15 protein-coding genes are annotated in these 25,123 nt (G+C 73.0%); 10 read left to right on the forward strand and 5 right to left on the reverse strand.

The annotated features are described in order from the left end of the window. Positions 1 to 3: 3 nt before the first annotated feature. From ACFVH5_RS00780 to ACFVH5_RS00795, 4 genes are all read right to left on the reverse strand, one after another. Positions 4 to 1,605 carry an amino acid adenylation domain-containing protein gene (locus ACFVH5_RS00780; protein ID WP_385830953.1) on the reverse strand — a complete coding sequence of 534 codons (1,602 nt, stop codon included), beginning with the start codon at positions 1,603 to 1,605 and terminating at the stop codon, positions 4 to 6. After that, positions 1,599 to 13,745 carry an amino acid adenylation domain-containing protein gene (locus ACFVH5_RS00785; protein ID WP_385830954.1) on the reverse strand — a complete coding sequence of 4,049 codons (12,147 nt, stop codon included), beginning with the start codon at positions 13,743 to 13,745 and terminating at the stop codon, positions 1,599 to 1,601. The genes ACFVH5_RS00780 and ACFVH5_RS00785 overlap by 7 nt, the downstream gene beginning before the upstream one ends. A 10-nt stretch (positions 13,746 to 13,755) precedes the next feature. Continuing rightward, complete coding sequence (locus ACFVH5_RS00790) at positions 13,756 to 13,941, reverse strand: MbtH family protein (protein WP_384798349.1); 186 nt, start codon at positions 13,939 to 13,941, stop codon at positions 13,756 to 13,758. Between the two features lie 108 nt (positions 13,942 to 14,049). After that, positions 14,050 to 14,310, reverse strand: a complete 261-nt coding sequence (locus ACFVH5_RS00795; RefSeq protein WP_385830955.1) for an acyl carrier protein — start codon at positions 14,308 to 14,310, stop codon at positions 14,050 to 14,052. A gap of 616 nt (positions 14,311 to 14,926) precedes the next feature. Here ACFVH5_RS00795 and panD point away from each other — a divergent pair. From panD to ACFVH5_RS00845, 10 genes are all read left to right on the forward strand, one after another. Continuing rightward, positions 14,927 to 15,346, forward strand: a complete 420-nt coding sequence (gene panD / locus ACFVH5_RS00800; RefSeq protein ID WP_385830958.1) for an aspartate 1-decarboxylase — start codon at positions 14,927 to 14,929, stop codon at positions 15,344 to 15,346. 439 nt (positions 15,347 to 15,785) lie between these two features. Further along, positions 15,786 to 15,944: a hypothetical protein gene (locus ACFVH5_RS00805; protein WP_385830959.1), complete on the forward strand. Its 159-nt coding sequence runs from the start codon at positions 15,786 to 15,788 to the stop codon at positions 15,942 to 15,944. Positions 15,945 to 16,243: 299 nt separating this feature from the next. Next, positions 16,244 to 17,596, forward strand: coding sequence for a helix-turn-helix domain-containing protein (locus ACFVH5_RS00810; RefSeq protein ID WP_385830960.1), 1,353 nt, complete (start codon positions 16,244 to 16,246; stop codon positions 17,594 to 17,596). Positions 17,597 to 17,679: 83 nt separating this feature from the next. After that, positions 17,680 to 17,844 (forward strand): lysine biosynthesis protein LysW, encoded by a 165-nt coding sequence (locus tag ACFVH5_RS00815; protein ID WP_210888966.1) that lies wholly within the window; start codon positions 17,680 to 17,682, stop codon positions 17,842 to 17,844. Beyond that, a complete protein-coding gene (locus ACFVH5_RS00820; protein WP_385830962.1) occupies positions 17,841 to 18,707 on the forward strand; it encodes a RimK family alpha-L-glutamate ligase in 867 nt (288 codons plus the stop codon). The genes ACFVH5_RS00815 and ACFVH5_RS00820 overlap by 4 nt, the downstream gene beginning before the upstream one ends. Beyond that, the gene (argC, locus tag ACFVH5_RS00825) at positions 18,695 to 19,726 is read left to right on the forward strand and encodes an N-acetyl-gamma-glutamyl-phosphate reductase (protein ID WP_385830963.1); all 1,032 of its coding nucleotides are present in this window, start codon (positions 18,695 to 18,697) and stop codon (positions 19,724 to 19,726) included. The genes ACFVH5_RS00820 and argC overlap by 13 nt, the downstream gene beginning before the upstream one ends. Positions 19,727 to 19,736: 10 nt before the next feature. After that, positions 19,737 to 20,567, forward strand: a complete 831-nt coding sequence (locus tag ACFVH5_RS00830; protein ID WP_385830964.1) for a [LysW]-aminoadipate kinase — start codon at positions 19,737 to 19,739, stop codon at positions 20,565 to 20,567. Further along, the gene (locus ACFVH5_RS00835; protein ID WP_385830966.1) at positions 20,564 to 21,628 is read left to right on the forward strand and encodes a M20/M25/M40 family metallo-hydrolase; all 1,065 of its coding nucleotides are present in this window, start codon (positions 20,564 to 20,566) and stop codon (positions 21,626 to 21,628) included. Before ACFVH5_RS00830 ends, ACFVH5_RS00835 begins: the two co-directional genes overlap by 4 nt. Further along, positions 21,625 to 22,449 carry a transketolase gene (locus tag ACFVH5_RS00840; RefSeq protein ID WP_384798322.1) on the forward strand — a complete coding sequence of 275 codons (825 nt, stop codon included), beginning with the start codon at positions 21,625 to 21,627 and terminating at the stop codon, positions 22,447 to 22,449. The genes ACFVH5_RS00835 and ACFVH5_RS00840 overlap by 4 nt, the downstream gene beginning before the upstream one ends. Further along, on the forward strand, positions 22,446 to 23,456 hold the full coding sequence (locus ACFVH5_RS00845) for a transketolase family protein (protein WP_385830967.1): 1,011 nt from the start codon (positions 22,446 to 22,448) through the stop codon (positions 23,454 to 23,456). The genes ACFVH5_RS00840 and ACFVH5_RS00845 overlap by 4 nt, the downstream gene beginning before the upstream one ends. 98 nt (positions 23,457 to 23,554) lie before the next feature. Here ACFVH5_RS00845 and ACFVH5_RS00850 read toward each other — a convergent pair whose 3' ends face one another. Continuing rightward, entirely contained in the window at positions 23,555 to 24,946 is a 1,392-nt protein-coding gene (locus tag ACFVH5_RS00850) for a DegT/DnrJ/EryC1/StrS family aminotransferase (protein ID WP_385830969.1), read from the reverse strand. Between the last annotated feature and the right edge of the window lie 177 nt (positions 24,947 to 25,123).

Genomic DNA, 25,123 nt, shown 5'->3' on the forward strand with positions numbered 1-25,123 from the left:
CGATCAGATCCTCTCGGGCAGGGCGGCCGGGGTGGCGGGTGCGGGGGCGGGGGTGGTGTCGAGCACGGCGAGGCTGCCGCGCCCCCAGGCCGGCTCGGGCAGGAGGCGCCGGTCCTCCTTTCCGTTGGCGTCCAGGGGCAGCGCGTCGAGCGCCACGTACTCGGCGGGCAGCATGTGGCGGGGCAGCCGGCCGGCGAGGAAGCGGTGCACGTCGGCGGCGGGCAGCGGACCCGCCGCACGCGGGACGACGTAGGCGACGACACGCTTGTCGCCGGGGGGCGCGACCCGTGCGGTGACCAGGCAGGCGCGCACCCCGGGCGCCTCGCAGAGCGCGGCCTCGATCTCACCGGGTTCGATCCGGAAACCGCGGATCTTGACCTGCTGGTCGGCGCGGCCCGCGAACTCCACGGTGCCGTCGGGGCGTTTGCGGGCGAGGTCGCCGCTGCGGTACGAGTACCGGCCGGTCGCGGGGTCGGTGACATAGCGTTCCGCGGTGAGTTCGGGCCGGTCGTGGTAGCCGCGGGAGACGGTCTCCCCCGAGATCCACAGTTCGCCGGTCTCACCGGGCGGGAGGGGACGGCCGCGTTCGTCCATGACGTGCAGGCTCGTACCGGGCAGCGCGGTACCCAGCGGCAGCGGGAACTCCACCTGGTCGGGGTCGGTGAGCAGCCGGCGGCAGACGGCCACCGTCGTCTCGGTGGGCCCGTAGATGTGCGCCACCGTCAGCCCGGGATTGGCGCTCAGCACGCGCCGCACCCGGGGCGGGGACACGACGTCCCCGCCCGTGACGACGGTGCGCAGGGGCGCGAACGCCTCCGGCACGTCGTCGGCGATCCGGTGGAAGAGACCCGCGGAGAGCCACAGGTCGGTCACCTTCTCGTCCACCAGGACCTCGGCGAGCTCCGCGGAGGTCAGCAGGTCGTCCGGCGGGAAGGCCAGACAGGCCCCGCGCAGCAGCACCCCCCAGATCTCCAGCACCGACGCGTCGAACGAGAAGGAACTGCTCTGCAGCATGGTGCGGCCGGGCCCGAGCGCGGCGAAGTCCTGCCGCAGCGCGAAGGCGGTGACATTGCGCTGCTCGACCAGGACCGCCTTGGGACGTCCGGTCGATCCCGAGGTGTACATCGCGTACGCCAGATCGGCGGACCCGGCCCGCACCGCGTCCAGGGCGTCGGCGGTGCCGTCGGTCGTGCGGTCGGCCGCGTCGTCGTCATCGGCGTCCTCGCCGAGCGGGGCCGGATCGAGGACCACGCAGTCCGCGAGGGCGCCCGGCAGGTCCTCGCCGGAGCTGCGGACCAGGACACGGATGCCGCTGTCCCGGCGCATGTGCGCCAGCCGCTCCTCGGGATACGTCAGATCCAGCGGTACGTAGGCGCAGCCCGCGCGCAGCACCGCCAGCGCCGCCACCACGAACTCGGGGCACGGGACGGCCGCCACCCCGACCAGTTCCTGGGGCCGGACGCCGAGCCGCAGCAGCCGGCGGGCGAGCCGGGTCGCCGCACGGTCCAGTTCGCCGTAGGTCAGCCGGGTGCCGGGCGCGCGCAGCGCCACGGCGTCCGGGGTGCGTACCGCCCACGTACGGAAGGCGGAATCGATCGTCACCATCGTGCGTCCTCCAGTCCGACCCCGAGGTCGTGCAGCAATTCGCGCAGGAAGTCCTCACCGGCGTCCGAGTTGGCCGTGACGACGAGCCCCAGACCGCGGTCCGGGTCGGCCCAGGTCAGGGAGCGGAAGCCGGGGACACCTCCGGTGTGTCCGAACCACCGGCGGCCGCCGTACGGTTTGCCCGCCGTGCCCAGTCCGCCCGGGGTGCCGGGATGGGTGCGGAGCATCTCGTCCGCCGCCTCGGCGCCCAGGAGGACCGAGGGGCCGCCGGTGACCGCCCGCTGGATCTCGACGGCGACCCGGGCCAGGTCCCGGGGCGTGGACCACAGCCCGCCCGCGGCCGACTCCGGGTACAGGTGCCAGCCCTCCGGGTGGGGGACGCCCGCCGCGTCGTGGTTGCGGGCGACCGTGGTGCCGGGCAACCGCGGGACGCGCGGCGCGAAGTCGCTGTCGCGCATCCCGAGCGGGTCCAGGACGAGCGAACGCATCAGGGGCGCGAAGTCCTGACCCGTGACGTCCTGGAGCACCTGCTGGACCACGGTGTAGTTGCTGCTCGCGTACAGGTACGGCGAGCCGGGCGGGCCCACGGGCCGCACCGGCGGGGTGAGTGCCGGGGGACGGCCGTCGAGCACCTGTGCCAGCGTGGGCATCGGCCGGTCCGCGCGGTAGCCGTCGTAGGACTGCGCGCCCAGGCCCGCGGTGTGGGTGAGCAGGTGGCGCAGGGTGACGCCGTCCCCGGGCAGCCGCCAGCCGGTGAGCAGGCGGTTTACGTCGGTGTCGAGGTCGAGACGTCCGTCCTGGACCAGGGACATCACGCCCAGCGCGGTGACGTGCTTGCTGATCGAACCGACCTGGAAGACGGTTCGCTCGTCCACCTCGACGGGGTCCTCGGCGCCGAGGGTGCCGAAGCCCCAGGCCCCGCGCAGGTCGCCGTCGGCGATCACCGCGATGCCCACGCCCGGGACCCGGTGCCGCAGCATCGGCAGCCTCGGCGCCGGAGTTCCGGCGAACAGCCGCCGTACGAACTGCTCGGCCGGCCGCCGCAGCGCCGCGGGCGGGGTGTCGCCCAGGTCGGTGAGATGCCGCAACTGCCGTTCGGCCAGGGAGCGTACGGTGCCGGCGTCGAAGTGGTCGGCCGCGTACCGCCACTCGATGTGCAGCTCGCCGCCGAGGACCGCCGCCTCGATCTCCACGAGGTGGGAGCGCCGCTGCGCGGGGTCGACGGGATCGCCGTACGTCCGGGGCAGCGGGCGCAGCAGGGCGTCCGGTGTCTCGACGGTGTCCCGGCGGCCGTGGTAGTTGAACGAGACCTGGGCCGGGGGCGCTCCGATGCCGCCCCCGCGCAGATACCGGGCGAGTCCGTGGCCGATGCCGCGTCCCGCGGGGGTACGGGTGTGCTCGGCGACCACGTCGATCCAGGCGTCCGTGCCGTCGGACTCGGGACGGGTGATCGTCAGGGGCTGCACGCTGGTGAACCAGCCGACGGTGCGGGTGAGGTCGACGTCGTCGAACAGCGGCTCACGGCCGTGCCGTTCGACGTCGATCACGCAGGTGTCACCGCCGGTGGCCTCGGTGAGCGTGCGGGCCAGGGCGGCCAGCATGAGGTGTTCCGGTTCGGCTCCGCGCAGCGCGGCGGCCTGGCGCAGCAGGGCCGCCGTGGGCGCGGCCGGCAGGACCACCTTCGTGACACGGGTGCGGCCCTCGGTGTTGTCGCCGCCCGGACCGTCCGCCGGCAGTGGTTCGACGGGTGGCCGCGGCAGCGCCCAGTAGGCGGCCTCGGCCTCGAACCCGGCGCTGCTCGCGTGCTCGTGGAGCCGCTCGGCCCAGTGCCGCACGGAGGTGGTCTTGGCGGGCAGTGCGCCTCCGCCGCACAGGGTGTTCAGGTCCTCGGTCAGGATGTCCCAGGACACGGTGTCGACGGCCACGTGGTGGACGACCAGCAGGAGTTGTCCCGACGGCCTGAGCAGGACGGCGCGCAGCAGGGGGCCGTGGGCCAGGTCGAGCCCGGCGTGCGCGGCCTCCACCGCGGCGTCGGTCTCCTGCGGGGAGTCCACGACCGTCAGCGGGTCGCCGTGGTCGCTGCCGTGCTCGCCGTGCTCGCCGTGGTCGTCCGGCGGTGCCAGGTACTGGTGCCAGTCGCCTCCCCGGCGCTGCCAGCGCAGCCGTAGCGCGTCATGGTGGTCGATCAGCGTGCGCAGCGCCGCCCGCAGGGTGTCGGGGTCGACTCCGGGACCGGTTTCGAGGAGCCGGCTCTGGTTGAAGCGGTCCAGCGGCCCGAGTCCGGCGTAGTGGTGCTGGATCGGCCCGAGGCGCACCTCCCCGGTGACGGGGCCCTGTTCGGCGTGCACGGCGGTGTCGCGGCCCAGGGCCGCCGCCTCGTCGCAGGCCGCGGCGAGCGCGGCGATCGTGGGGTGTTCGAAGACCATCTTCGGAGTGAGGGACAGGCCCGCCTCACGCGCCCTGGCGACGGTGTGGATCAGCAGGATGGAATCCCCGCCCAGCGCACGGAAGTTGTCGTGCACCCCGATCCGTTCCACCTTGAGGACCCGGCACCAGATCCGGGCGAGGGCCTCCTCCGTCGGCGTACCGGGAGCCGTGTGGGACCGCGCCGTCGCCTCCCGGGCGGCGGGGTCCGGGTCCGGCAGAGCGGCCCGGTCCACCTTGCCGTTGGCGTTGAGCGGTACGGCGTCCAGGGCGACGAGGAACCTCGGCACCATCACGTCGGGCAGTTCGGCGCGCAGCGCGGCCAGCGTACGGTCCGGGTCGTCGTCCCCGACGGTGTAGCCGACGAGACTCCGTGCGGCGCCCACGGTCCGTACGTCGGCGACCGCGTCCCGGACACCGGGTGCCCTGCGCAACGCGTCCTCGATCTCGCCGAGTTCGACGCGGACACCACCGAGCTTGACCTGGTGGTCGGCGCGGCCGGCGAACTCCAGGACGCCGTCGGCACGCCGGCGCCCCAGGTCGCCGGTGCGGTAGAGCCGGGAGCCCGGCGCTCCGAAGGGGTCGGGCACGAACCGCTCGGCGGTCAGCCGGGCCCGGCCGTGGTAGCCGCGGGCCAGCGTGGGGCCGCCGATGAAGAGTTCCCCGGTGACCCCGGTCGGCAGAGGTGCCATCGCCCCGTCGAGCACATGGACGGTGTTGTTGTCGATGGGCAGGCCGAGGGCGACCGCGCCCGTGTCGCCGACGGCGTCCTCGGCGGTGCACACCCGGCAGGTCGAGTCGATGGACACCTCGGTGGCGCCCCACGTGTTGTCGAGGCTGACCCGGTCCCCGAACACTTCGCGGAACCGGCGCAGCAGGGCGGGCCGTAGGGCCTCGCCGCTGGTGAGGACGGACCGCAGCCGGGGCATGGCCAGGGCCCGCGCCGGGGTGAGGACGTCGAGGAACACCTCCAGCACGCTGGGGACGAACTGCACATGCACCACGTCGTGCCGGGCGACGGCCTCGGCGATCGCGTGGGCGTCGCGGTGCGCGCCCGGCGGCAGCAGGACGACCTCGCCGCCGGTGATCAGCGGCCACAGGATCTCCACCGCCGCGTCGTCGAACGTGAGCGTGGTCTTGTGCAGGACCCCCTCACCGGGACGCAGACCGTGCCGGCGCTGCATCCACGCCATGCGGTTGACCCAGCCCGCGTGGTGCGAGGCCACCGCCTTGGGCGAACCGGTCGACCCCGAGGTGTAGTACAGCGAGCACAGGTCGGCGGGCAGCGCCTCCGGCCGGGGGCCGGGGCCGGGTTCGGCGGTCCAGGCCGCGGGGTCGTCCAGCGCGAGCACGCTCGCGTCGCTGTCTTCGGGAAGGGCCGCGCGCAGATGGCTCTGGGTGAGCACCACCCGGGCCCCGGCGTCGGCGAGGATGTACGCCTGGCGGCGGGCGGGGTGTTCGGGGTCGACGGGGACGAAGGCCGCCCCGGACTTCAGGATGCCGAGCACTCCCACGACGTGGTCGAGGGACCGTTCGGTGCACAGGGCCACCAGGTCGCCCGGCCGGACGCCCTCCAGGCGCAGGCGGTGGGCCACCCGGTCGGCCCGGGCGTCGAGTTCGGCGTACGTCCAGGTGTCGGAGCCGAGCCGGACGGCCACGGCGTCGGGCGTGGCCGCGGCCTGTTCCTCGACGAGGGAGTGCAGGGTGCGGTCGGCCGGGAAGGCGGTCGTCGTGTCGTTCCAGGCGCCGACGACCCGGGCGCGTTCCCCGGCCGACAGCATGGGCACGTCGGCGACGGTGGGACGGTCCTCGGCCAGGCCGGTCAGCAGCTGGACGAACTGGGCGAGCAGCCGGTCCGCGGTGACCTGGTCGTAGTGGGACTTCTCGCAGCCCAGTTCGAGGGTGAGCCCGGCGGCCCGCATGACCTCCAGGACCAGGGGATAGCCGGTGTCGCGGACCTCGCTCTCGGCGACCGGGACGACCCCCGGCGGCAGACCGCCGAAGCCGGTGTCGGTGAAGACGACCAGGCTGTCGAACAGCCGCCGTCCGGGCGCCACGTCGCTCGCCCGCTGGACGGCGGGCAGCGCGACGTGCGCCCGCCCGGCCACCTCGGTGATCCGGCGCTGCACCTCGCGCAGCAGCTCGGTGAGGGGTGCGCCGGGGTCCACCTCGACGCGCAGGGGCAGGGTGTTCATCAGCAGGCCGACCATGCGCTCGATGCCCGGGACATCGCCGAACCGGCCCGAGACGGTCGTGCCGAAGACGACGTCCCGTTCCCCGCTCGTCCGGCTCAGCAGCAGGGTCCAGGCGGTGTGGACGAGGGTGCCGACGGTGACGTGATGGCGGCGGCCGGCTCGTTCCAGGGCGTCGCACAGGTCGGCCGGAAGGGTCCGCCGGGCGCTCCACACGCCTTCGGCGGCGCCGGTGGGACGGCTGCCGGGCAGGGGCGTGGGGCGGGTGAACCCCGCCAGGTGGGAGCGCCAGTGGGCGTCCTCGCGCGCGGCGCCCTCGGGGGTGTCGTGCTCGGCGAGCTGGCGCAGGTGGTCCCGGTACGGGGGCGGGTCGGCGAGGACGGGCAGCCGGCCGGTCGCGCGCCGGCCGCGGTAGCTGTCGAACGCCTCGGTGAACAGGGCGTGCAGGCTCCACCCGTCGAAGACGACGTGGTGGGTCGTCCACACGAAGCGGTGCCGGTCCTCGGCCACGCGGATCAGCAGGAAGCGGGCCGGCGGGGCGGCGCCGAGGTCGAAGACGGTCCGGCCCTCCGCCTCGGTGAGCGCCGCGACCCGTTCCGTACGAACGTCCGGGGGGAGCGCGGACAGGTCGGTGTACCGGAAGCGGGGCGGCGCGGCACGCCGGACGGCCTGGACCGGGCGGGGCAGGTGCGCCCAGTGGAAGGTGGACCGCAGGATCGCGTGACGGTCGACCAGGTGGGTCCAGGCGTCCTCGAAGGCCGCCCGGTCGAAGTCGCCCTCGATGTCGACGGCGAAGGCGCGGACGTAGTCGCCGGTCTCCGCCAGCGTGTCGAGGAGCAGCCCGGTCTGCATGGGAGACAGGGGCAGGACGTCCTCGGTGTCGTCCCTGCCCACGGTGTCCAGGAACCCGTCCAGGGTGTCGCCGTCCAGTCCGGTGAACTGGAACGGCTCGCTCACCACGGGTTCCGCCGCGGGCGCCGCGGAACCGAGGCCCGCCAGCTCCGCCACCGTGGGGTGGGCGAAGATCTGCCGGGTGGTGACGGCGAGCCCGGCCTGCCGTGCGAGCGCGGAGACCATGACCGCCTTGAGGGAGTTGCCGCCCAGGGCGAAGAAGTCGTCGTCCGTCCCGATGTCCTCGGTGTGCAGGACACGGGCCCAGATGTCGGCGAGGCTCCGCTCGGCGGCAGTGCGGGGCGCGGTCCGCCCGGCGGTGCCCGTCGTCGGCTCCTCCGGGGCGGGCAGCGCCGCGCGGTCGACCTTGCCGGCCGGACTGAGCGGCATCGACTCCAGGACGACGAGCCGGGCCGGCACCATCGCGCGGGGCACCTTGCCGCGCAGATACGTCCGTACGTCGGCGGGGTCGGGCGCGTCGCCGACGAGATGGCCGACCAGGAACTCCTCGCCCGCCGTGTCCCGGTGGACGGTGACGGCGGCGAGCCGTACGTCCGGGTGGCCGGTCAACGCCTCCTCGATCTCCCCGAGTTCGATGCGGTGACCGCGGATCTTGACCTGGTGGTCGTCGCGGCCGAGGAAGCGGATCCGGCCGTCGGCGCGCCGCGCGGCGAGGTCGCCGGTGCGGTACAGCCGGGCGCCTGGACCGCCGAACGGGTCCGGCACGAACTGCCGCGCGGTCAGCGCGGGCCGCCCCAGATAGCCGCGGGCCACCCCCGCGCCGCCGAGGTACAGCTCGCCCGGCACCCCCAGGGGTACGGGCCGCATCGCCTCGTCGAGGACGTGGGCGGTGGTGTTGGGCAGGGGGAGGCCGATGGTCACCTCCTGCGCGCCCGGATCGACCTCGTCCCAGGTGGACCAGACGGTGGCCTCGGTCGGGCCGTAGACGTTGATCAGCCGGGGCAGGCCCGTACCCAGCTCGGCGGCCAGGGGCTCGGGCAGCGCCTCCCCGCCGACCAGGCCGACGGCGACACCGTCCGCCGCCCCGAACCCGGCGGCCAGCAGCAGCCGCCACCCGGACGGGGTGGCCTGGACATGGGTGACCCCGTGACGGCGGATCAGATCGCGCTGCGCTGCGGCGTCCCAGCGCCCCTCCTCGGGGACGACCACGAGCCGGCCGCCCGTGGTCAGCGGCACGAACATCTCCACGGTCGAGATGTCGAAGGACAGGGCGGTGAGCCCCAGCCACACCTGGGGGCCGGCCGGGCGCAGGACATGCGTCATGGCGGCGGTGAGATGGGCGAGCGCCGCGTGGGTGACCTCCACGCCCTTGGGGCGGCCGGTGGAACCGGAGGTGTACAGCACGTAGGCCACGTCGTCCGGCCGCGAGGGCTCGAAGCCGCCCGGCTCCTCCGGGGACCCGGGCTCCGGCCGCTCCCCGGCGCTGTCAGCGCCGCTGTCGTCGGCGCGGACCACACGCACCTCGGGCGGTACGGACGCCGGGAGCGGTTCGCCGCCCGCGAGCAGGACGCGTACCCCGGAGTCGGACAGCACGAAGGCGGTCCGGTCGTCGGGGTACTCCGGGTCCAGCGGCACGTAGGCGCCGCCGACCCGCCAGACCGCGAGCACCGCGGCCATCATGGTCGCCGAGCGGTCGAGACGCAGTCCCACCCGGTCCCCGCGACGCACCCCGGCGGCCCGCAGCCGCCGTGCCAGCCGCACGACCTCGTCGTCGAGCCGGGTGTACGACCACTCCTCGGCGGCCTCTGTGTCCTCTGCGGCCTCGGAGGCTTCGGCGTTTTCGGTGCCGCACACCACCGCCGTCGCGTGCGGGGTGCGTGTCGACTGCTCCCCGATCATCGCGGGCACGGTCGTGGCGGCGGGGAAGGCGTGCGCGGTGTCGTTCCAGTGGTGGACGACCCTCTCGCGGTCGGCGTCCGGCAGGATCGGCAGCTCGCCGACCCGGGCGTCGGGCCGCTCCACGAAGGCGGCGAGCAGACGGCCGAACGACGCCAGCAGGCGCTCGGCGTCACCGGAGTCGACACGGAGGTCGTCGTGGATGAGCTGGAGGACGGCCCCGGCCGGTGCGAAGCGCACGTTCAGCATCAGCGGATAGCCGCTGCTCTGGTGCACGGGACCCATGCGCAGGCGCAGACCGCCCAGGTCGGCGCGCTCGGCGACCGCCAGGTTCTGCATGACCAGGATGCTGTCGAACAGCCTTCGGTCGCCCGGCACCTCGGACCAGTCGTGGATGTCGACGAGCGCGGAGTGCTCGACGTCGCGCAGCCCGGCGAGCTGTCCGGCGAGGCGGCCCAGCCAGTCACCGAGCCGGTCGTCGTCCGCCCAGCGCACGCGTACCGGCAGGGTGTTGGACAGCAGCCCCACGACCTGCTCGACACGCGGCAGGTCGACGGAGCGCCCGGAGACGGTCAGCCCGAACAGCACGTCACGGCGCCGGCTCCAGCGGCCCAGCAGCAGCGCCCAGGCGCCCTGGAACACGGTGCCGGGCGTGCAGCCCCGCTCGCGGGCGAACCGGGTCAGACCCTCGGTCAGCTCCGCGTCCAGCGCGAGTTCGACGCTGCGGGCCGCTCCGGCGGGTTCGTCCTGCGGGACCTGCCGGACCACCGGGATCGGGGTGGGCTCGCCGAAACCGGCGAGGGAGTCGCGCCAGTAGCGTTCGACGGCGAGCGGGTCCTGTCCCGCCAGCCACTCCACGTAGGCGCGGTGGGGGACCGGTACGGGCAGGTCGCGCGGCGGGTGCCCCAGCCGGCGCAGGGCCGTGACGGTGGCGAAGACCTCGTTCAGGAGCGGGCCGACGCTCCAGCCGTCGGACAGGATGTGGTGGTTGTGCCACACCAGTTGATGGCTGTTCGGGCCGGTGCGGACGAGGTGGAACCGCTGGGGCGGGACGCGGAACAGGTCGAAGCCGCGCCCGCGTTCCTCGGCGAGCAGCGCTTCCAGGCGCCCGGGGAGGGCGTCCTCGGGGGTGTCCGTCCAGTCGAGGACGGTGAAGTCGGCCCGTACGGTGCGGTGGACGATCTGGAGCGGGTGGTCCAGGCCCTCCCAGCGGAAGGAGCAGCGCAGCGCGTCGTGCCGGTCCAGTACGTGCTGCCAGGCCGCGACGAGCGCGTCCTCGTCGAGGTCGCCCTCGATCTCCCAGCGGTACTGGTTGAAGTAGGAGTGGCCGCCCGGGTCGTGGAGGCTGTGGAAGAGCATGCCCGCCTGGAGCGGGGTGCAGGGGTAGATGTCCTGCACGTCCCCGGTGGGCAGCCCGGACAGGACGCGTTCCAGGCCGTCCCGGTCCAGGCCGGCCAGCGGGAAGTCGTCGGGGTCCACCCCGCCGGCCGCCGTACCGGTGTCCAACGGGACGGCCACGGCGGCGAGTTCGGCGAGTGTCTGATGGGCGAACACCTGGCGTGCGGTGAACGCGTAGCCCGCCTCCCGGGCCTTCGACACGAGGTACACGGCGGTGACGGAGTCGCCCCCGAGGGTGAAGAAGTTGTCCTGCGCGGCGACCGGCGGGATGTCGAGCAGCCGGCTCCAGATGTCGGCGAGGACCCGCTGGACCCCGTCGGCGGGCGGTGTGCGCTCGGCGGGAGCCGCGCTCCGCGGGGCCGGCAGCCGGCGGCGGTCCACCTTGCCGTTCGGCGACAGCGGCAGGCTCTCCAGGAAGACGAGGACGGCGGGCACCATGGCGACGGGCAGGGCGGCCGTGAGGTGGCGGCGCAGCTCGTCCTCCGAGGCACCTCCGACGACATAGCCGACGAGCCGGGCCCCGGCGGGCAGCTGCTCCGCCACCACCACGGCGTGCGCCACGTCCGGGTGTCCCGTCAACCGGGCCTCGATCTCGCCGAGTTCGATGCGGTGGCCGCGGATCTTGACCTGGTGGTCGTCGCGGCCGAAGAAGCGGATACGGCCGTCCGGGCGCCGGGCCCCCACATCGCCCGAGCGGTACAGGCGCGCCCCGGGCGGTCCGAACGGGTCGGGCACGAAGACGCCCGCGGTCAGCCCCGGGCGCGCGTGGTAGCCCCGCCCGACCCCGGGCCCTCCGATGTACAGCTCGCCCGGTACACCGACCGGCACGGGGCGCAGGGCCGCGTCGAGCACGTACACGGTGACGTTGTCGACGGCCGTGCCGACGGTGATCTCCGCGGCCGGATCGGTGACGTCGTCGTACGTGGCCCACACCGTGGACTCGGTGGGCCCGTAGCAGTTGAACAGGCGTCCGGCCCTGCGGCGCAGCTCCGCCGCCAGCGTGGGCGGCAGCGTCTCGCCGCCGGTCAGGGCGACCGCCAGGTGCGGCAGGCGGTCCGCCGCGGCGAGCAGGACCCGCCAGCCCGACGGGGTCGCCTGCACATGGGTGACCTGGTGCCGCCGGGCGGTCTCGACGGCGGTGCCGCCGTCGTGCGCGGCGCCCTCGGGGGCCAGGACCACCCGGCCGCCGGTGGTCAGCGGCAGGAACATCTCGACCAGCGCGATGTCGAACCCGATGCCGGTCAGGCCGAGCCACACGTCGTCCGGGCCGGCGCCCAGCCGTTCCCCGGTGCCGCTCAGGAAGTTGACGAGCCCGGTGTGCTCGATCGCCACCGCCTTGGGGCGGCCGGTGGAGCCCGAGGTGTACAGCAGATAGGCGAGGTCGGCGGGGAGCGGCGCGGGCCCGGGCCGGGCCGGCTCCGTGGACGCGATGCGGTCCGCCGTGCGGTCCGCGGGGTCGGCGTGGAACACCGGCACCCGGCCGAGCCGCTCGTGCCGACCCCGCTCCGCGACGACGAGCGCGACGTCCGCGTCCTCCAGCATGGTGCGCAGACGCTCGTCGGGATGGTCCAGGGGCAGCGGGAGGAAGGCGCAGCGGGCCTTCCACACCGCGAGCAGGGTGGCCACCAGCTGCTCGGAGCGGGGCAGATGGACCCCGACCAGTGCACCGGGCCCGGGGACGGCCGTGCGCAGCCGCGCGGCCATGCGGTCCGACCACGCGTCGAGCTCGCGGTAGGTGAGGGACGCGGTGTCCGAGGTGACGGCCGTGGCGTCGGGCGAGGCGGCGACGGCGGCGGCGAACAGGTCGAGCACGGTGCCGTCGGGCGGTGTGGCGCCGGTGCTCTGGAAGCCGTCGACGACCTGGGCGCGTTCGGCCGCGGACAGCAGTTCCACCTCGCCGACGGTGGTGTCGGGAGCGGCGACCGCGCGGGTCAGCACCTCGACCAGCGAGTCGAGCATCCGCTCCACCGTCGCGGGCTCGAACAGGGTGCTCTCTCCCACCAGGTCGAGCCGGACGCCCTCGTCCAGGTTCGCGGCGACCAGCGACAGGTCCACCTTCGCGGACGCCAGGCCGATCCGTTCGCGCTCGACGGTGACGCCGGGCAGCTCCCACACGTGCTCGCGTGACTCGATGCACTGGTACATGACCTGGGACAGGGGGTTGCGGGACGCGTCCCGGGCCTGCCCGGAATCCGCCACCAGCTGCTCGAAGGTGACGTCCTGGTGCTCAAGGGCCCCGAGCACCACGGTGTTCATCCGGCGCACCAGTGTGGTGAAGCCCGGGTCGTCGGTGACGTCCACCGTCAGCGGCAGGGTGTTCGCCAGCATGCCCACGAGCGGTTCGGTGTCGGCGGCGACCCGTCCGGAGACCGGTGTCAGCACGGAGAAGCGGTCCTGTCCTCCGCTCCAGCGGTGCAGATAGCCGGCGAACACCGTCAGCAGGGCGGTGAAGAGGGTGACGTTGTGCCGCCTGGCGAAGTCGCGCAGCGCGGAACTCACCTCGGGTGACAGCAGCCGGCGGGCGCCGTGCCCCCAGAAGGACGGGGTGGGCGGACGTATGTGGTCGGTGGGCAGTTCGAGGACCGGGGGCACTCCGTCCAGGACCGAGCGCCAGTACGCGAGTTGGCGTACCAGCAGGTCACCGGAGAGCCGCTCCGACTGCCAGGCCGAGTAGTCCGTGTACGAGGCGGGAAGCTCGGGCAGTGTCCTCGCCAGGTCCTGGCGGCCGGCTCCGCGCGTGCACGCCGCGTACAGGGCGCCGAACTCGCGGGCCAGCACACCGCACGACCACTCGTCGGCGACGCAGTGGTGCAGGTTCAGTACGAGGACGTGGGTGGTGTCGTCGCAGACCGCCAGCACGGCCCGGAAGACGGGGCCGCGCTCCAGGTCGAAGGGGAGAGCGATCTCCTCCTCGGCGAGCCGCACCGCCGCGGCCGCCCGGGCGGCCGGCGGCAGGTGCGTCAGGTCGACGGTCCGCAGCGGGGCGGGCCCGGGAGGCAGCGGGATCTGGCGGGGCGGGCTGTCGTCCCGGAACGTCATGCGCAGGGTCTCGTGCCGTTCCACCAGGGCGTCCAGCGCGCGGCGGACCGCGTCGCGGTCCAGCGTCCCGGTCAGCCGCAGTACGCGGTGGACGCTGAACGTGGAGTTGTCCGACAGGAGTCGGTCCGCGACCCACAGGTTGTGCTGGACGGGCGCCAGCGGGGCGCTCCCGGCGCCGGGGCGGCGCGGCACGGAACTCACGGCACCCGGGGGCGCCTTCGCGGTGTCCGACCGCCCACGCAGCCGCTGTGCCAGCAACTCCCGCTTCGCGGAGGTCAGTTCCCTGTCCTCCGCGACCGACTCTCCCGCTCCGGCTGCTTCTTCGGTCCGCGTCGTCATGACGGTCGTCTCACCGGGCCTGACGGAGGCTGAGCGGCCGCATGTCGGTCCACACCCGCTCGACATGGGCGAGGCAGTCCTCCTTGGAGCCGGAGGTGCCCTCGTCGAACCAGCCGGCGGGCAGTTCCCGTCCCGTCGGCCAGACCGAGTACTGCTCCTCGCCGTTCACCACCACGCGGTACGTCTGCGCCACCATGCCTTCACCTCTCGAAAAGTCGTTACGGACGTGCGATCGGTACGGCCGGCCCTCACCGCGGGCCGGCCCGGAGCGGCCGGCTCCGAAGCGGCCGGCCCCCGGAGCGGGTCAGGCGGCCGTGCGCCGCAGCGCCACGAGGGCGAGCGACTCGGGGGTCCGGGACCTGAACAGGTCGCGGACGGTGATCCGGACGCCCAGTCGCGCGCTGATGAGGGACACCGCCCGGGCGGCCGTCAGCGAGTCGCCGCCGATGTCCAGGAATCCGCTGCTCGTGTCGGGCACCTCCTGTGCGCCCAGCACCTCTCCGAAGACCGTGGCGATCCGTACGGCGATCGCCCGGGCCTCCTCGGTCGCGCTGTCCACCGTCATATTCCGTTCCCTTCGGGCTCGAAGACTTCTGACTTCTGCAGCGGGGGGCGAATTCGCGATTGTTCGCATACGCCCCCGGTGCCTCATCACTGTGACTCCGGCGGGTAATTCGTCTCCAGTCCCCCGGCCCCTCAGCAAACTGCGCGACATGAAAGTGAGCGGGTCACATTTCACGCCCATGCGAGCAGAACCGGCCACGGAGACAGGGGCCGGAGAGGGAATCAGTATTCTGTTCCGCCGCTGTTCACCCGGCGGCCCGGAGCGGCCGGAGTCCAGGGGGACGGTGGCTTCTTGGCAGCTCAGAGGTGGTCTCGGCCCCATATCCTCGCGGTGTCCCGAGAATGCGTGTCTGGCGAAGGCCGCTTTCCCATGGAATACTCTGCGACCGCCGTCGAAGATATTTTCGCGCGCGCTCATGGCATCCGTACGGGGGCCGATTTACGCGGCCTCCGCCGATGCCGATCGTTCGTCCGGCCGCCGTGCCCCGCGAACTGCCCGCCTGCGCTGTACGAGCATCCATCCGCGTGTTTTCCGGGGCGGCGTCACCACATTCTTCTCCGCCGACGTCCACGCGTGGTTCCAGACCAGAAGGCACTGAACCCGAAAGGCGACAGCCATGTTCCGTACCATGCTCAAGTCCAAGATCCACCGAGCCACGATCACTCAGTGCGACCTGAACTACGTCGGTTCCCTCACCCTCGACGCCGACCTGATGGACGCGGCCGATCTGCTCCCCGGCGAGCTGATCCACCTCGTGGACATCAACAACGGCAGCCGGCTGGAGACCTATGTGATCGAGGGGCCCCGGGGCAGCGGGATCATCGGCGTCAACGGCGCCGCGGCCCGCCTCGTCCAGAACGGCGACCTCGTGATCATCATCGCCTACGCGGCGGTGGCGGACGGGGACGCCTCGAAGGTGGAGCCCCACGTGGTCTTCGTGGACGAGCACAACGGGATCGTGCAGTTGGGCGACGCCCTGGGTGCGGCGCCCGACGGCCACGGGCTGATCGCCGGGGACACGGTGAAGACCGGCTGACACATCGCGGGCCGGCGCTTCACGAGAAGACCTCGCGAGCGCCGGCCACCGGCCCCGCCGTACCCCCGCCCGACCATGCCGGCCCTGTCCAGGGCCGGCTTTCGCGTGTAGGGGGTCCCGGCGGGGCCCGATCCCACCGGAACCGGCCACGAGCGACGCCCGCGCGGCCGTGGACGGGCCGTGACCGGCTCCCGGAACCGGACCGCATCCGGCCCGCAGCGGGCCCGCATCCCGCCGACGGCGTCCGTATTGCCATCGATTGCGGCCCCGTGGGTTTTTCGTTCACCCCCCGCTTTGGTGCCGGAGAACTTGGTGAATGGTTCCGTCGGTGGATTGTGGGACGGGCGCACACCATCCTGGAAGAGCGGAAGGGGAAACGGCCGGACAGCACCGGACGGGACCTTCCAAACATTCCTCACTCTGAATTCTGGGAGAAATCATGAAGTCTGTCCGTGTGTTCGTGGCCACTGTTCTCTGCGCGATGATGGTCGGCGCCGTCGCCGGCACCGCCGCCGCCGAAACGGGCAGCGCCGACTACCGGACGACGTCCTCCGTCGCGCCCGGCGACGACAGCGGCTGGGGTCGCATAGCCGGATGACCTGCAGGTATACACGGGGAAGTCGACCCGTGGCGAGTTCCGGAGTCTGTGATCCAGCAGGTCCCGGAACGCAGGAATCAGACAGAGAAAGGGCGCCCGACTCCGTGAGCAATAAAATACGGGATGCTGTCCGGAAAATTGGTGACCGGGAAAGAGAAGCACTCGGACATGTGGCGCGCGGGGACACCTACGGGGAGATCCCCCGGCGCTTGAATGTCAGTCCGCATGCCGTCGGAAAAACCACGGCGACCGGAATCTCGTTACGCGAACGCGCCGCGGGTGGCCCGCGTCAGCGGTCGGTGCCCGCACCGACGGAGGGAGCCCGGGAAACAGCTCCCTTCGCCGAGCTCCTGAAGCGGCACCGGGGCCGGTCCGGGCTGACGCAGCAACAGCTGGCGGACTTCGCCACGCTGAGCGTCCGGGCGATCCGGGACCTGGAGAGCGGACGGGTGCGACGGCCCCGGCGGGAGAGCGTGGGGCTGCTCGCCGACGCGTTGCGGTTGGGCGACACGGAGCGTCTGCAACTGCACGCCGCCGGAGGAAGCCCGGCGGACCTGCGGGTCTCCCTGTTCGAACTGCCCGCGCCGCCCGCCCTGCCCGAGCCACCGGCTCCGCCCGGCGCGCTGGTGGGACGGGAAGCCGAACTGCAGGTTCTGCTCGATCAGGTGACCGTCCACGGTCACCGTCTGGTGAGCGTCGTCGGCATCGGGGGCATCGGTAAAACGCATCTGGTGCTCGAGGCGGCCCAGTCACTGCGCGCCAGGGGCTGGCGGGTCGGGTGGCACGCCCCGGCCGGAGATCCCCTGTGCTGCGGCGCGATCCCCGCGGCCGGCCTCGGCCCCAACTCCAACTCCAACCCCAACTCCAACCCCAACTCCGGCTCCGGCGAACGGTCGCCGGGTGCCACCGGCTCGACCGACGACCTCGTCGAGGCGATCGGCGAGCGGTACGACCTGCTGCTGATCGACGGCGACGACGCCCCTAGCCCCGGCCGGGTCGACATCGGCGAACTGCTTCGGCGCCGGCCGGGACTGCGCGTCGTGGTGACCGGCCTGACGCCACGACATCTGCCGGGCGAACGCGTCCTGCCGCTCACCGCGATGGCCGTGCCGGAGGAGACGCGGGACCACGACCACGCCCGGTTGAGCGAGGTCGCGTCCGTGGCCCTGTTCCTGTCCCACATGCGCCGTTCACGGCCGGGGTTCCGGCTCCGGCAGGACAACGCGCACACCGTGGCGGGGCTGTGCCGCTGGCTCGACGGCGTACCCAGGGCACTCGAGTACGCGGCGGGCTGGTGCCTGGTGTACCCGCCCGAACTCCTGCTGGCCAGGGCTGGCCGTGACTCCTCCCTCCTCTCCTCCCCGGCGGGCTGCGGCTGCCAGGACCTGCTGCGTTCTGTCGCCCGCAGCGTCGACATCGTGGCCGAGCGCCACCGCCGGGTGCTGGCCGAGGTGGCGGACCGTCCCCACTGGACGGTCGCGGACCTCGGCCACCTCGTGCCGGATCCGGCCGCCGCCCTGCACGCGCTGCTGGTCCACGGCCTGGTACGGCCGGCGGGCGCCCGACTGCCGGAGCACTTCACGGCGCTGCAGCTGGTGCGGCTCCTGCACGGACGGGACCGCGTCCCGACGGGCGTGGCCCGGGCCGGCTGAGACTGCCGCTGCTTCTGCCTACCGGGGCCCGCGGCGGCCCCTACGTTTACCCGTGTCTTGGCGGTCGATGAAAGGGACTGGAAATGGTCACCTGCCCGGAATGTGAGAACGCGGTGGTTCCCGCCGGAACACCGGTGATTGGCGAGATAGTGGAATGCGGTGAATGCGCCAGCGAACTGGAGATCCTCACGCTGGACCCGATACGGGCCGCCCTCGCGCCGGAGATCGAAGAGGACTGGGGCGAGTGAGCCGCGCCGAGCCGTTCGCGGTCCTCGCGTCCCGGGTACGGGCCAGCGAGAAGAGAATCCTCGAAGCCCTCTCCCGCAGAGGGATCTCCCATCGGCACATCGACAGCCGTGAGTGGTGGCACCGACTCGGTGACCGCTTCCCCCATCCGATCGTGCTGAACAGGGAGATCGGGCTCGCCAGGGCGACGTACGCGGCCGACGCGCTGGAGGCGGCGGGTGCGACGGTGGTCAACTCCGCACGGGCGACAGCGCTGTGCGGCGACAAGTGGCGCACGTCCGCGGCACTCGTCGAAGCCGGACTCCCGACCCCGCGCACGGCCCTCGGGCTGACCCCGGAAGCCGCGCTGACGGCGCTGGAGAGCCTCGGCTATCCGGCCGTGGTGAAGCCGCTGCAGGGCTCGTGGGGCCGGCTGGTCTCCGCGTTGCCCGACCGGCAGACCGCGGAGACCGTGCTGGAGTACGTCGCCGCCCTGCCCTCACCGCAGGCGCGGATCGTCTACCTGCAGGAATGGATAGCCAAACCGGGCCGGGACATCCGGGTGATCGTGGTGGGCGGCGAGGCGCTGGCCGCGACCTACCGGCGCAGTGAGCACTGGCGGACCAACGTGGCGCGGGGCGCCGTGAGCGAACTGTGCCCCCTCACACCGGACATCGCGAAACTCGCGGTCATGGCCGCGCAGGCCGTGGAGGCCGAGATCGCCGGTGTCGACCTGATCGAGGACGGGACGGGAGAGATCCTGGTCCTCGAGGTCAACCACGGCGTCGAGTTCTCCGGTCTCCAACAGGCTCTCGGCGACACGGTCTCCGTCGCCGACCGGATCGTCGACCACCTCCTGGAGAAGTCACGCTCATGCTCCGAGTAGCGATCGTCGGGGCGTCCGGCTACATCGGCGGCGAACTGCTGCGGCTGCTGCACGGTCATCCACGGGTCACCGTCGTGGCCGCCACCTCCGACCGCCTGGCCGGACGCCGCGTCGACGGCCCCCACCCCAACCTGCGCGGCCACACGGAGCTGTGCTTCGTCGGCCACGACACCTTGCCCACCATCGATTTCGACGTACTCCTCCTGGCCGCTCCGCACCGGGAAACCATGGGAAGGATGGCCGAATTCCTGAAACTGGCCGGGACGGTCATCGATCTGTCCGGCGATTTCCGCCTGCGGGACCCCGACATCTACGCGTCCTATTACGGGGTCGCGCACAGCGCGCCGGAGCTGATTCCCGAATTCACCACCGGGCTGCCCGAATGGCATCGCGCCGAACTCGCCACGAGCGACCGGATATCCGTTCCCGGTTGCATGGCCACCGCCGGCATGCTCGCGGTCCGGCCGCTGGCCCGGGCGGGGCTGATCGAGGGCACGGTCCGGGTGGACGCCAGAACCGGTTCCAGCGGCTCGGGCGTCTCCGCCGGAGCCGCCGGCGCCCATGCCGAACGCAGCGGCGCCCTCCGCGTGTTCGCCCCCTCCGGGCACCGGCACGAGGCGGAGATCGCCCAGGCCACGGGACACCCCGTGCGGATGACCGCCACCGGCGTCGAGGCGGTCCGCGGCGTGCAGGTGCTGTGCCACGTGAAGCTGGCGTCCGGCGCGTCGGAGAGGGACGTCAGGTCCGCGTTCCGCGCGGCGTACGGGAACGAGCCGTTCGTCCGGGTCATCGCCCAGCGGCAGGGCCTGTACCGGCTCCCGGAGCCGAAGATCCTGACCGGATCCAACTTCTGCGACGTCGGGTTCGCGGTGTCCGCGGACGACGGCACCGCGGTCCTGATCGGAGCCCTGGACAACCTCGTCAAGGGCGGCGCGGGCGGCGCGGTGCAAAGCCTGAACGTCCGCTTCGGCTGGCCGGAGCGGACAGGCCTGGAATTCACCGGACTGCATCCGAACTGACGTGAGGCTGATGAAGCGAATGCACGACATTCTCGTGGTCAAATGCGGCGGCAACGCCGCCGTGCGGTCGGAGGCGATCTGCGCGGACGTCGCCGCCGTGCACCGCGGCGGCAGGCCGGTGATCCTGGCCCACGGCGGCTCGGCGGACATCGACCGGCTCGCCGAACGCCTCGACGTACCCTCGCGCCGGCTCGTCGCCCCGGACGGGGTGTCGACCCGGTACACCGACGAGTCGACGCTCGAAGTGGTGCAGCTGGCGCTGGCCGGCTCCGTCAAACCCCGGCTGCTGGCCGCCCTGCGCGCGTCCGGAGCGGACGCGGTCGGGCTGACCGGCCTGGACGCCGGACTTCTCCTGGCCGCCCGCAAGCCGGCGCACCGCGCACTCGTCGACGGACGCCGGGTCATGGTCAGGGACGACCACTGCGGACGGATCGTCGCGGTCAACGACGACCTGCTGTCCACGCTGCTCACCGCGGGGCTGCTGCCCGTGGTGTCGCCGCCCGCCGTGGCCGAGGACGGACGGGTGGTCAACGTGGACGCGGACCGCGTCGCCGCGGCCGTCGCGGGCGCCGTCCGGGCGAGCACCCTCGTGCTGCTCACCGGGGCGAGGGGGGTGCTGGCCGACCGGTACGACGAGGGGTCGGTGCTCCCCGTCTGCCGGGTCCCCCGCCGGGGGGCGCCTCCGGTGGTCACCGGCGGCATGGGGGTCAAGCTGATCGCGGCCCGGGACGCACTGCTGTCCGGTGTGCGGCGCGTCCTGATCGCGGACGGCCGCAGGCCGCGTCCCGTCCAGGAGGCCCTGGCGGGCGCGTGCACCGAAGTGCTCCTGGAGGAAGAGTGACAAGGTTCTCCGACCCGGCAGCGGTGGAACTGCTGCAGGGCATGCTGAAGATCCCCTCACCGTCCTTCGAGGAGTCGGAGCTGGCCGCCCACGTCGTGGACGCCATGCGCGGAGCCGGTCTCACCGCGCGGATCGACGCGGCGGGCAACGCCGTCGGAGAGATCCGGCGCGGCCCGGGGCCGACGGTGATGCTGCTCGGGCACCTGGACACCGTGCCCGGGGACATCCCGGTGCGGGTGGACGGCGACCGCCTGTACGGCAGGGGCGCCGTCGACGCCAAGGGGCCGCTCGCCACGATGATCTGCGCCGCCGCCGGCAGTACCGGCTTCCGCGGCCGGATCGTCGTCGTGGGCGCGGTGGAGGAGGAGACCACGATGTCCCGGGGCGCGGTGGAGATCCGCCGTACGCACGAGCCGCCGGACGCGCTGGTCATCGGCGAGCCCAGCGGCTGCGACACGGTCGTCCTCGGGTACAAGGGAAAGCTCGACCTGCGCTACCACGTACGGTGCGAGGCGACCCATCCCAGCAACGTCGTGCCCAAGGCGTCCGAACTCGCCGCGCGGGCCTGGACGGAGCTGCTGGACCTGCTCGGCCCCGGCGCGAGCCACGCCCGGTTCGACAGCCCCGGCCCGACCCTGACGTCGATCGAGGGTGGACTGACGTCCGCCACCGCGGAGTTCAGCATCCGGATTCCGCCGGGCTTCGACGCCGAGGGCCTGGTGACCGCGCTGTCCGCACGGCTGGACCCGGACACGCTCCAGGTCGTCAACACGGTGCGTGCCTGCCGGGTCGGCCGCAACGACCCGGTGGTACGGGCGCTGTCGGTCGCGATCCGCGCACAGGGCGGCAGCCCGAGGGCCAAGGTGAAGACCGGCACCTCCGACATGAACACCCTGGCGGAGCGGTGGACCGTACCGATGGCCACCTACGGGCCGGGGGACAGCGGCCTGGACCACTCCGACCGGGAACACATCGAACTGTCCGAGTACCTGTTCGGCATCGGGGTGCTGACCCGTGCGCTGGCCGAACTGGACGAACACCTCCCCGGAGAGCACCGATGAGCGACGACCACGCGCGCACGGCACGGGAACTCGTCGTGCGGATGTGCGCCAACCCGGAGGGCGGCCACCTCGGCGGATCGATGTCCATGGTCGAGATCCTGGTGACGCTCTACCGCGACGTGCTGAGGATCGACCCGGAGCGGCCCCAGGCCCCCGACCGGGACATCCTGCTGCTGAGCAAGGGACACGGCGCGATCGGACTGTACGCCGTCCTGGCGGAGCGGGGCTTCTTCCCCGAGGAACTGCTGGCGAGCTACGGCACCGCGGACAGCATGTTCACCGCGCACCCCAATCCGGCCGTCCCCGGGGTCGAGATGCCGACCGGGTCACTCGGCCACGGACTGCCGCTCGGCGTCGGCTTCGCGCTCGCCGCACGCTTGGACGGGAGCGACCGGCGCTGCTTCGTCGTGCTCGGCGACGGCGAACTGCAGGAGGGTTCCGTCTGGGAGGCCGCGATGGCGGCCGGCGCCCAGGGCCTGGACCGGCTGGTGGCGATCGTGGACCGCAACGGGCTCCAGATCAGCGGAGACACCGAGGAGACCATGGGCCTGGAGCCGCTCGGGGACCGCTGGCGCAGCTTCGGCTGGACGGTGCTCGACGTCGACGGGCACGAGCCGGACCAGCTGCGGGCGGCCCTGTCGCGCGTCCCGCACACCCCGGGCAGACCGACCGTGCTGCTGGCCCGCACGGTCAAGGGCAAAGGGCTGCCCTACATCGAGGGCCAGGCCCGCAGCCACTACGTCCGGCTCACCGAGCGCGGGCACCGGCGTGCCCGTGCCGCGGTGCTGCGCGGCGAACGACCCCGAACGGAGACGACATGACCGTCGTGACAGCCGAACCCACCGTGTCCACCGGACCCACCGGACCCCCCGTGTCCACGGAACCCACCGTGTCCGCCGAGGCCCGCGCGGCCCGGGAGGTGTACCGGGACGTCCTGGTCGAACTGCTCGGCCGGGACGAGCGTCATGTGTGCCTGGACAGCGACACCGGTCTGTTCTCCGGCACCGACTGGGGCGACGCCGCGCCGCGCTATCTCAACCTCGGTATCGCGGAACAGAACCTGATGGGTGTCGCGGCGGGACTCGCCAGGTCCGGCCGGATCCCCTTCGTCAACACCATGGCGACCTTCGCCGCCACCCGCGCGCTGGAAGCGGTGAAGCTCGACATCGCCTGGAACGACCTGCCGGTGCGGATCGCCGCCACCCACGGCGGACTCTCCGCCGGCCATCTCGGCTCCACCCACCACGCGCTGGAAGACCTCGGCATCATGCGGATGCTGCCGAACATGACGGTCCTGGTGCCCGCGGACGGCCCTGCCACCGAGACCCTGGTCCGGGCCGCCGCGGAGCTGCCGGGACCGGTGTACCTGCGCCTCGGACGCGGCGCGACGCCGAGTCTGGCGCCGGGGGCGGAGCCCGTACGGATCGGGGTCGCGCAGCGCCTGCGCCGGGGCACCGACGTGACGCTGATCGCCACCGGACCGCACCCCGTGCTCACCGCGGTCGAGACCGCCGGCGAACTGGCCCGCGCCGGGATCGACGCGGCCGTGCTCAACATGCACACGGTCAAACCGCTCGACCGGGAGGCGATCGTCGAGGCCGCCACCCGCACGCGCGGAATCGTCACCGTCGAGGAACACTGGGCGGCCGGGGGCCTCGGGTCCGCCGTGGCCGAGGTGGTGGCCGACCTCGGCGTCGCCTGCCCCGTACGGCGGGTGGCGGTCGCCGACCGGTTCGCCGCCGGCACCGGGGGACACCGGCATCTGCTGGCGCGCAACGGGATCTCCGGCGCGACGGTGACCGAACACGTACGACGCCTGCTGGCCTGAAACCCGGCGCCGAAGCGGCCCCGGCGGCCCGAACCGCCCCCGCACGCCACCGCACCCCATGATCCGGGACCAGGATCATGGGGTGCGGTGGCGTGCCGTCACCGGGTGCCGAACGCCCCGGCCCATTCCTTGTCGGCGATCTCCGAGGCGCGTTCCCAGTGCGGTGTGTAGTCCGTCGTCGCGGCGACGGCGGCCAGCGTCTCGCGGTGCTGCCAGACCTTCTCGAACGCGTCGGCGTACCGGTCGAGCAACGGGCCCGAGTCCGGGTGCAGATGCGCCTTCTGGATCGTGAAGGAGTCGTCCAGGACCCGCAGGGTGGCCGGGAAGTCCTCGGCCCGGTAGGGGCGGTCCACGACACCGGGCAACGCCCACGGGTAGGCACCGAACCCGCGCCGGCCGGTGAAGACCCGCTGCGCGGGCAGCGGTTGCAGCTGGTAGGGCACGGCGGGCACGCCCTCGGCACGCAGGGCCCGCTGGACGACCGCGCGCAGCGGGCCCGCGAACGCGTCGGCCAGTCCGAAGGCGGCGGGGTTCACCCGGATGCGCAGGATGTGCCAGGCATGGGTGCGGTCCTGCGGCACCTCCGGCACCAGGAAGCCGGGATACGCGGCCAGCCGCCCCAGCAGCCGGCTGACGTTCTCCTCGCGGACGGCCGTCTCGGCGGGGAGCCGCGCGAGACGGCTGCGGGTGAAGGCCGCCTGCACCGCGTTCGGTTTGCAGTTCCAGCCCAGCAGATGCGCCACGTAACTGCGCTCGCCGCCCGCCGGAATGAGCTCACCGAACTGCCGCAGCATGGTCGCCCTCGTCGCCACGTCCGCGTCGTCGGTCGTGATCAGGCCGCCCTCACCGCAGGTGGCGAGGTTCTTGCTGACGTTGAGGCTGAAGGCGTTCACCACGCCGAACGAGCCCACGGACCGGCCCCGGTACCGGGCGCCGTGCGCCTGCGCCGCGTCCTCGACCACGGTCACCCCGTGCCGGTCGGCGATCGCGGTGATCTCGTCCAGCTCGGCGGGCAGGCCGTGCAGATGGACCACGACGATCGCCTTGGTCCGGCCGGTGATCGCGGCCTCGACCGCCGCGGGGTCCAGGTTGAACGTGACGGGGTCGATGTCCACGAACACCGGGACGGCCATGAGGTGCAGCGGGGCGGTGGCGCTGCCGATGAAGCTCAGGGCGGGCACGATGACCTCGTCGCCGGGCTCCACACCCGCGGCGCTCAGCGCGACCGACAGCGCGGCCGTTCCGTTGCTCACCGCCACGCAGTGCTCCGTGCCGACGTACCGCGCCCACTCCCGTTCCAGGCCGGTGATCTCCTGCTCTCCCGACGAGGCGGTGGTGAACCGGCCGGACCGCAGGACCCGGTGGACCGCCTGCTCGTCCTGGTCGGTCACCATCGGCCAGGGCCTGATGCCGAGTTCTCTGGGTACGGCCCGGCCACCGCCGAACATCGCAAGGTCGACCGTCGGCTGGACCGCCTGCTGGATTGTCACCGCTGAGCCTCTTCTCGATGTGATTCCGTCCGTACGTCGCGCATGTCATCGTCCGTGCGCTCCGTCGCGTCCGGCGGCAATCCCACCGGCAATTCAGCCGCGTTCCTCCACGGCGCTCCTTCCAATTGCCGCTTTGACTGCCGCAGGCGCCGAGCGCCGCTCGCTAACTTCGTTCCT

Origin of the sequence: Streptomyces sp. NPDC127119 (genome assembly GCF_042677425.1) — a bacterium.
GTDB lineage: Bacteria > Actinomycetota > Actinomycetes > Streptomycetales > Streptomycetaceae > Streptomyces.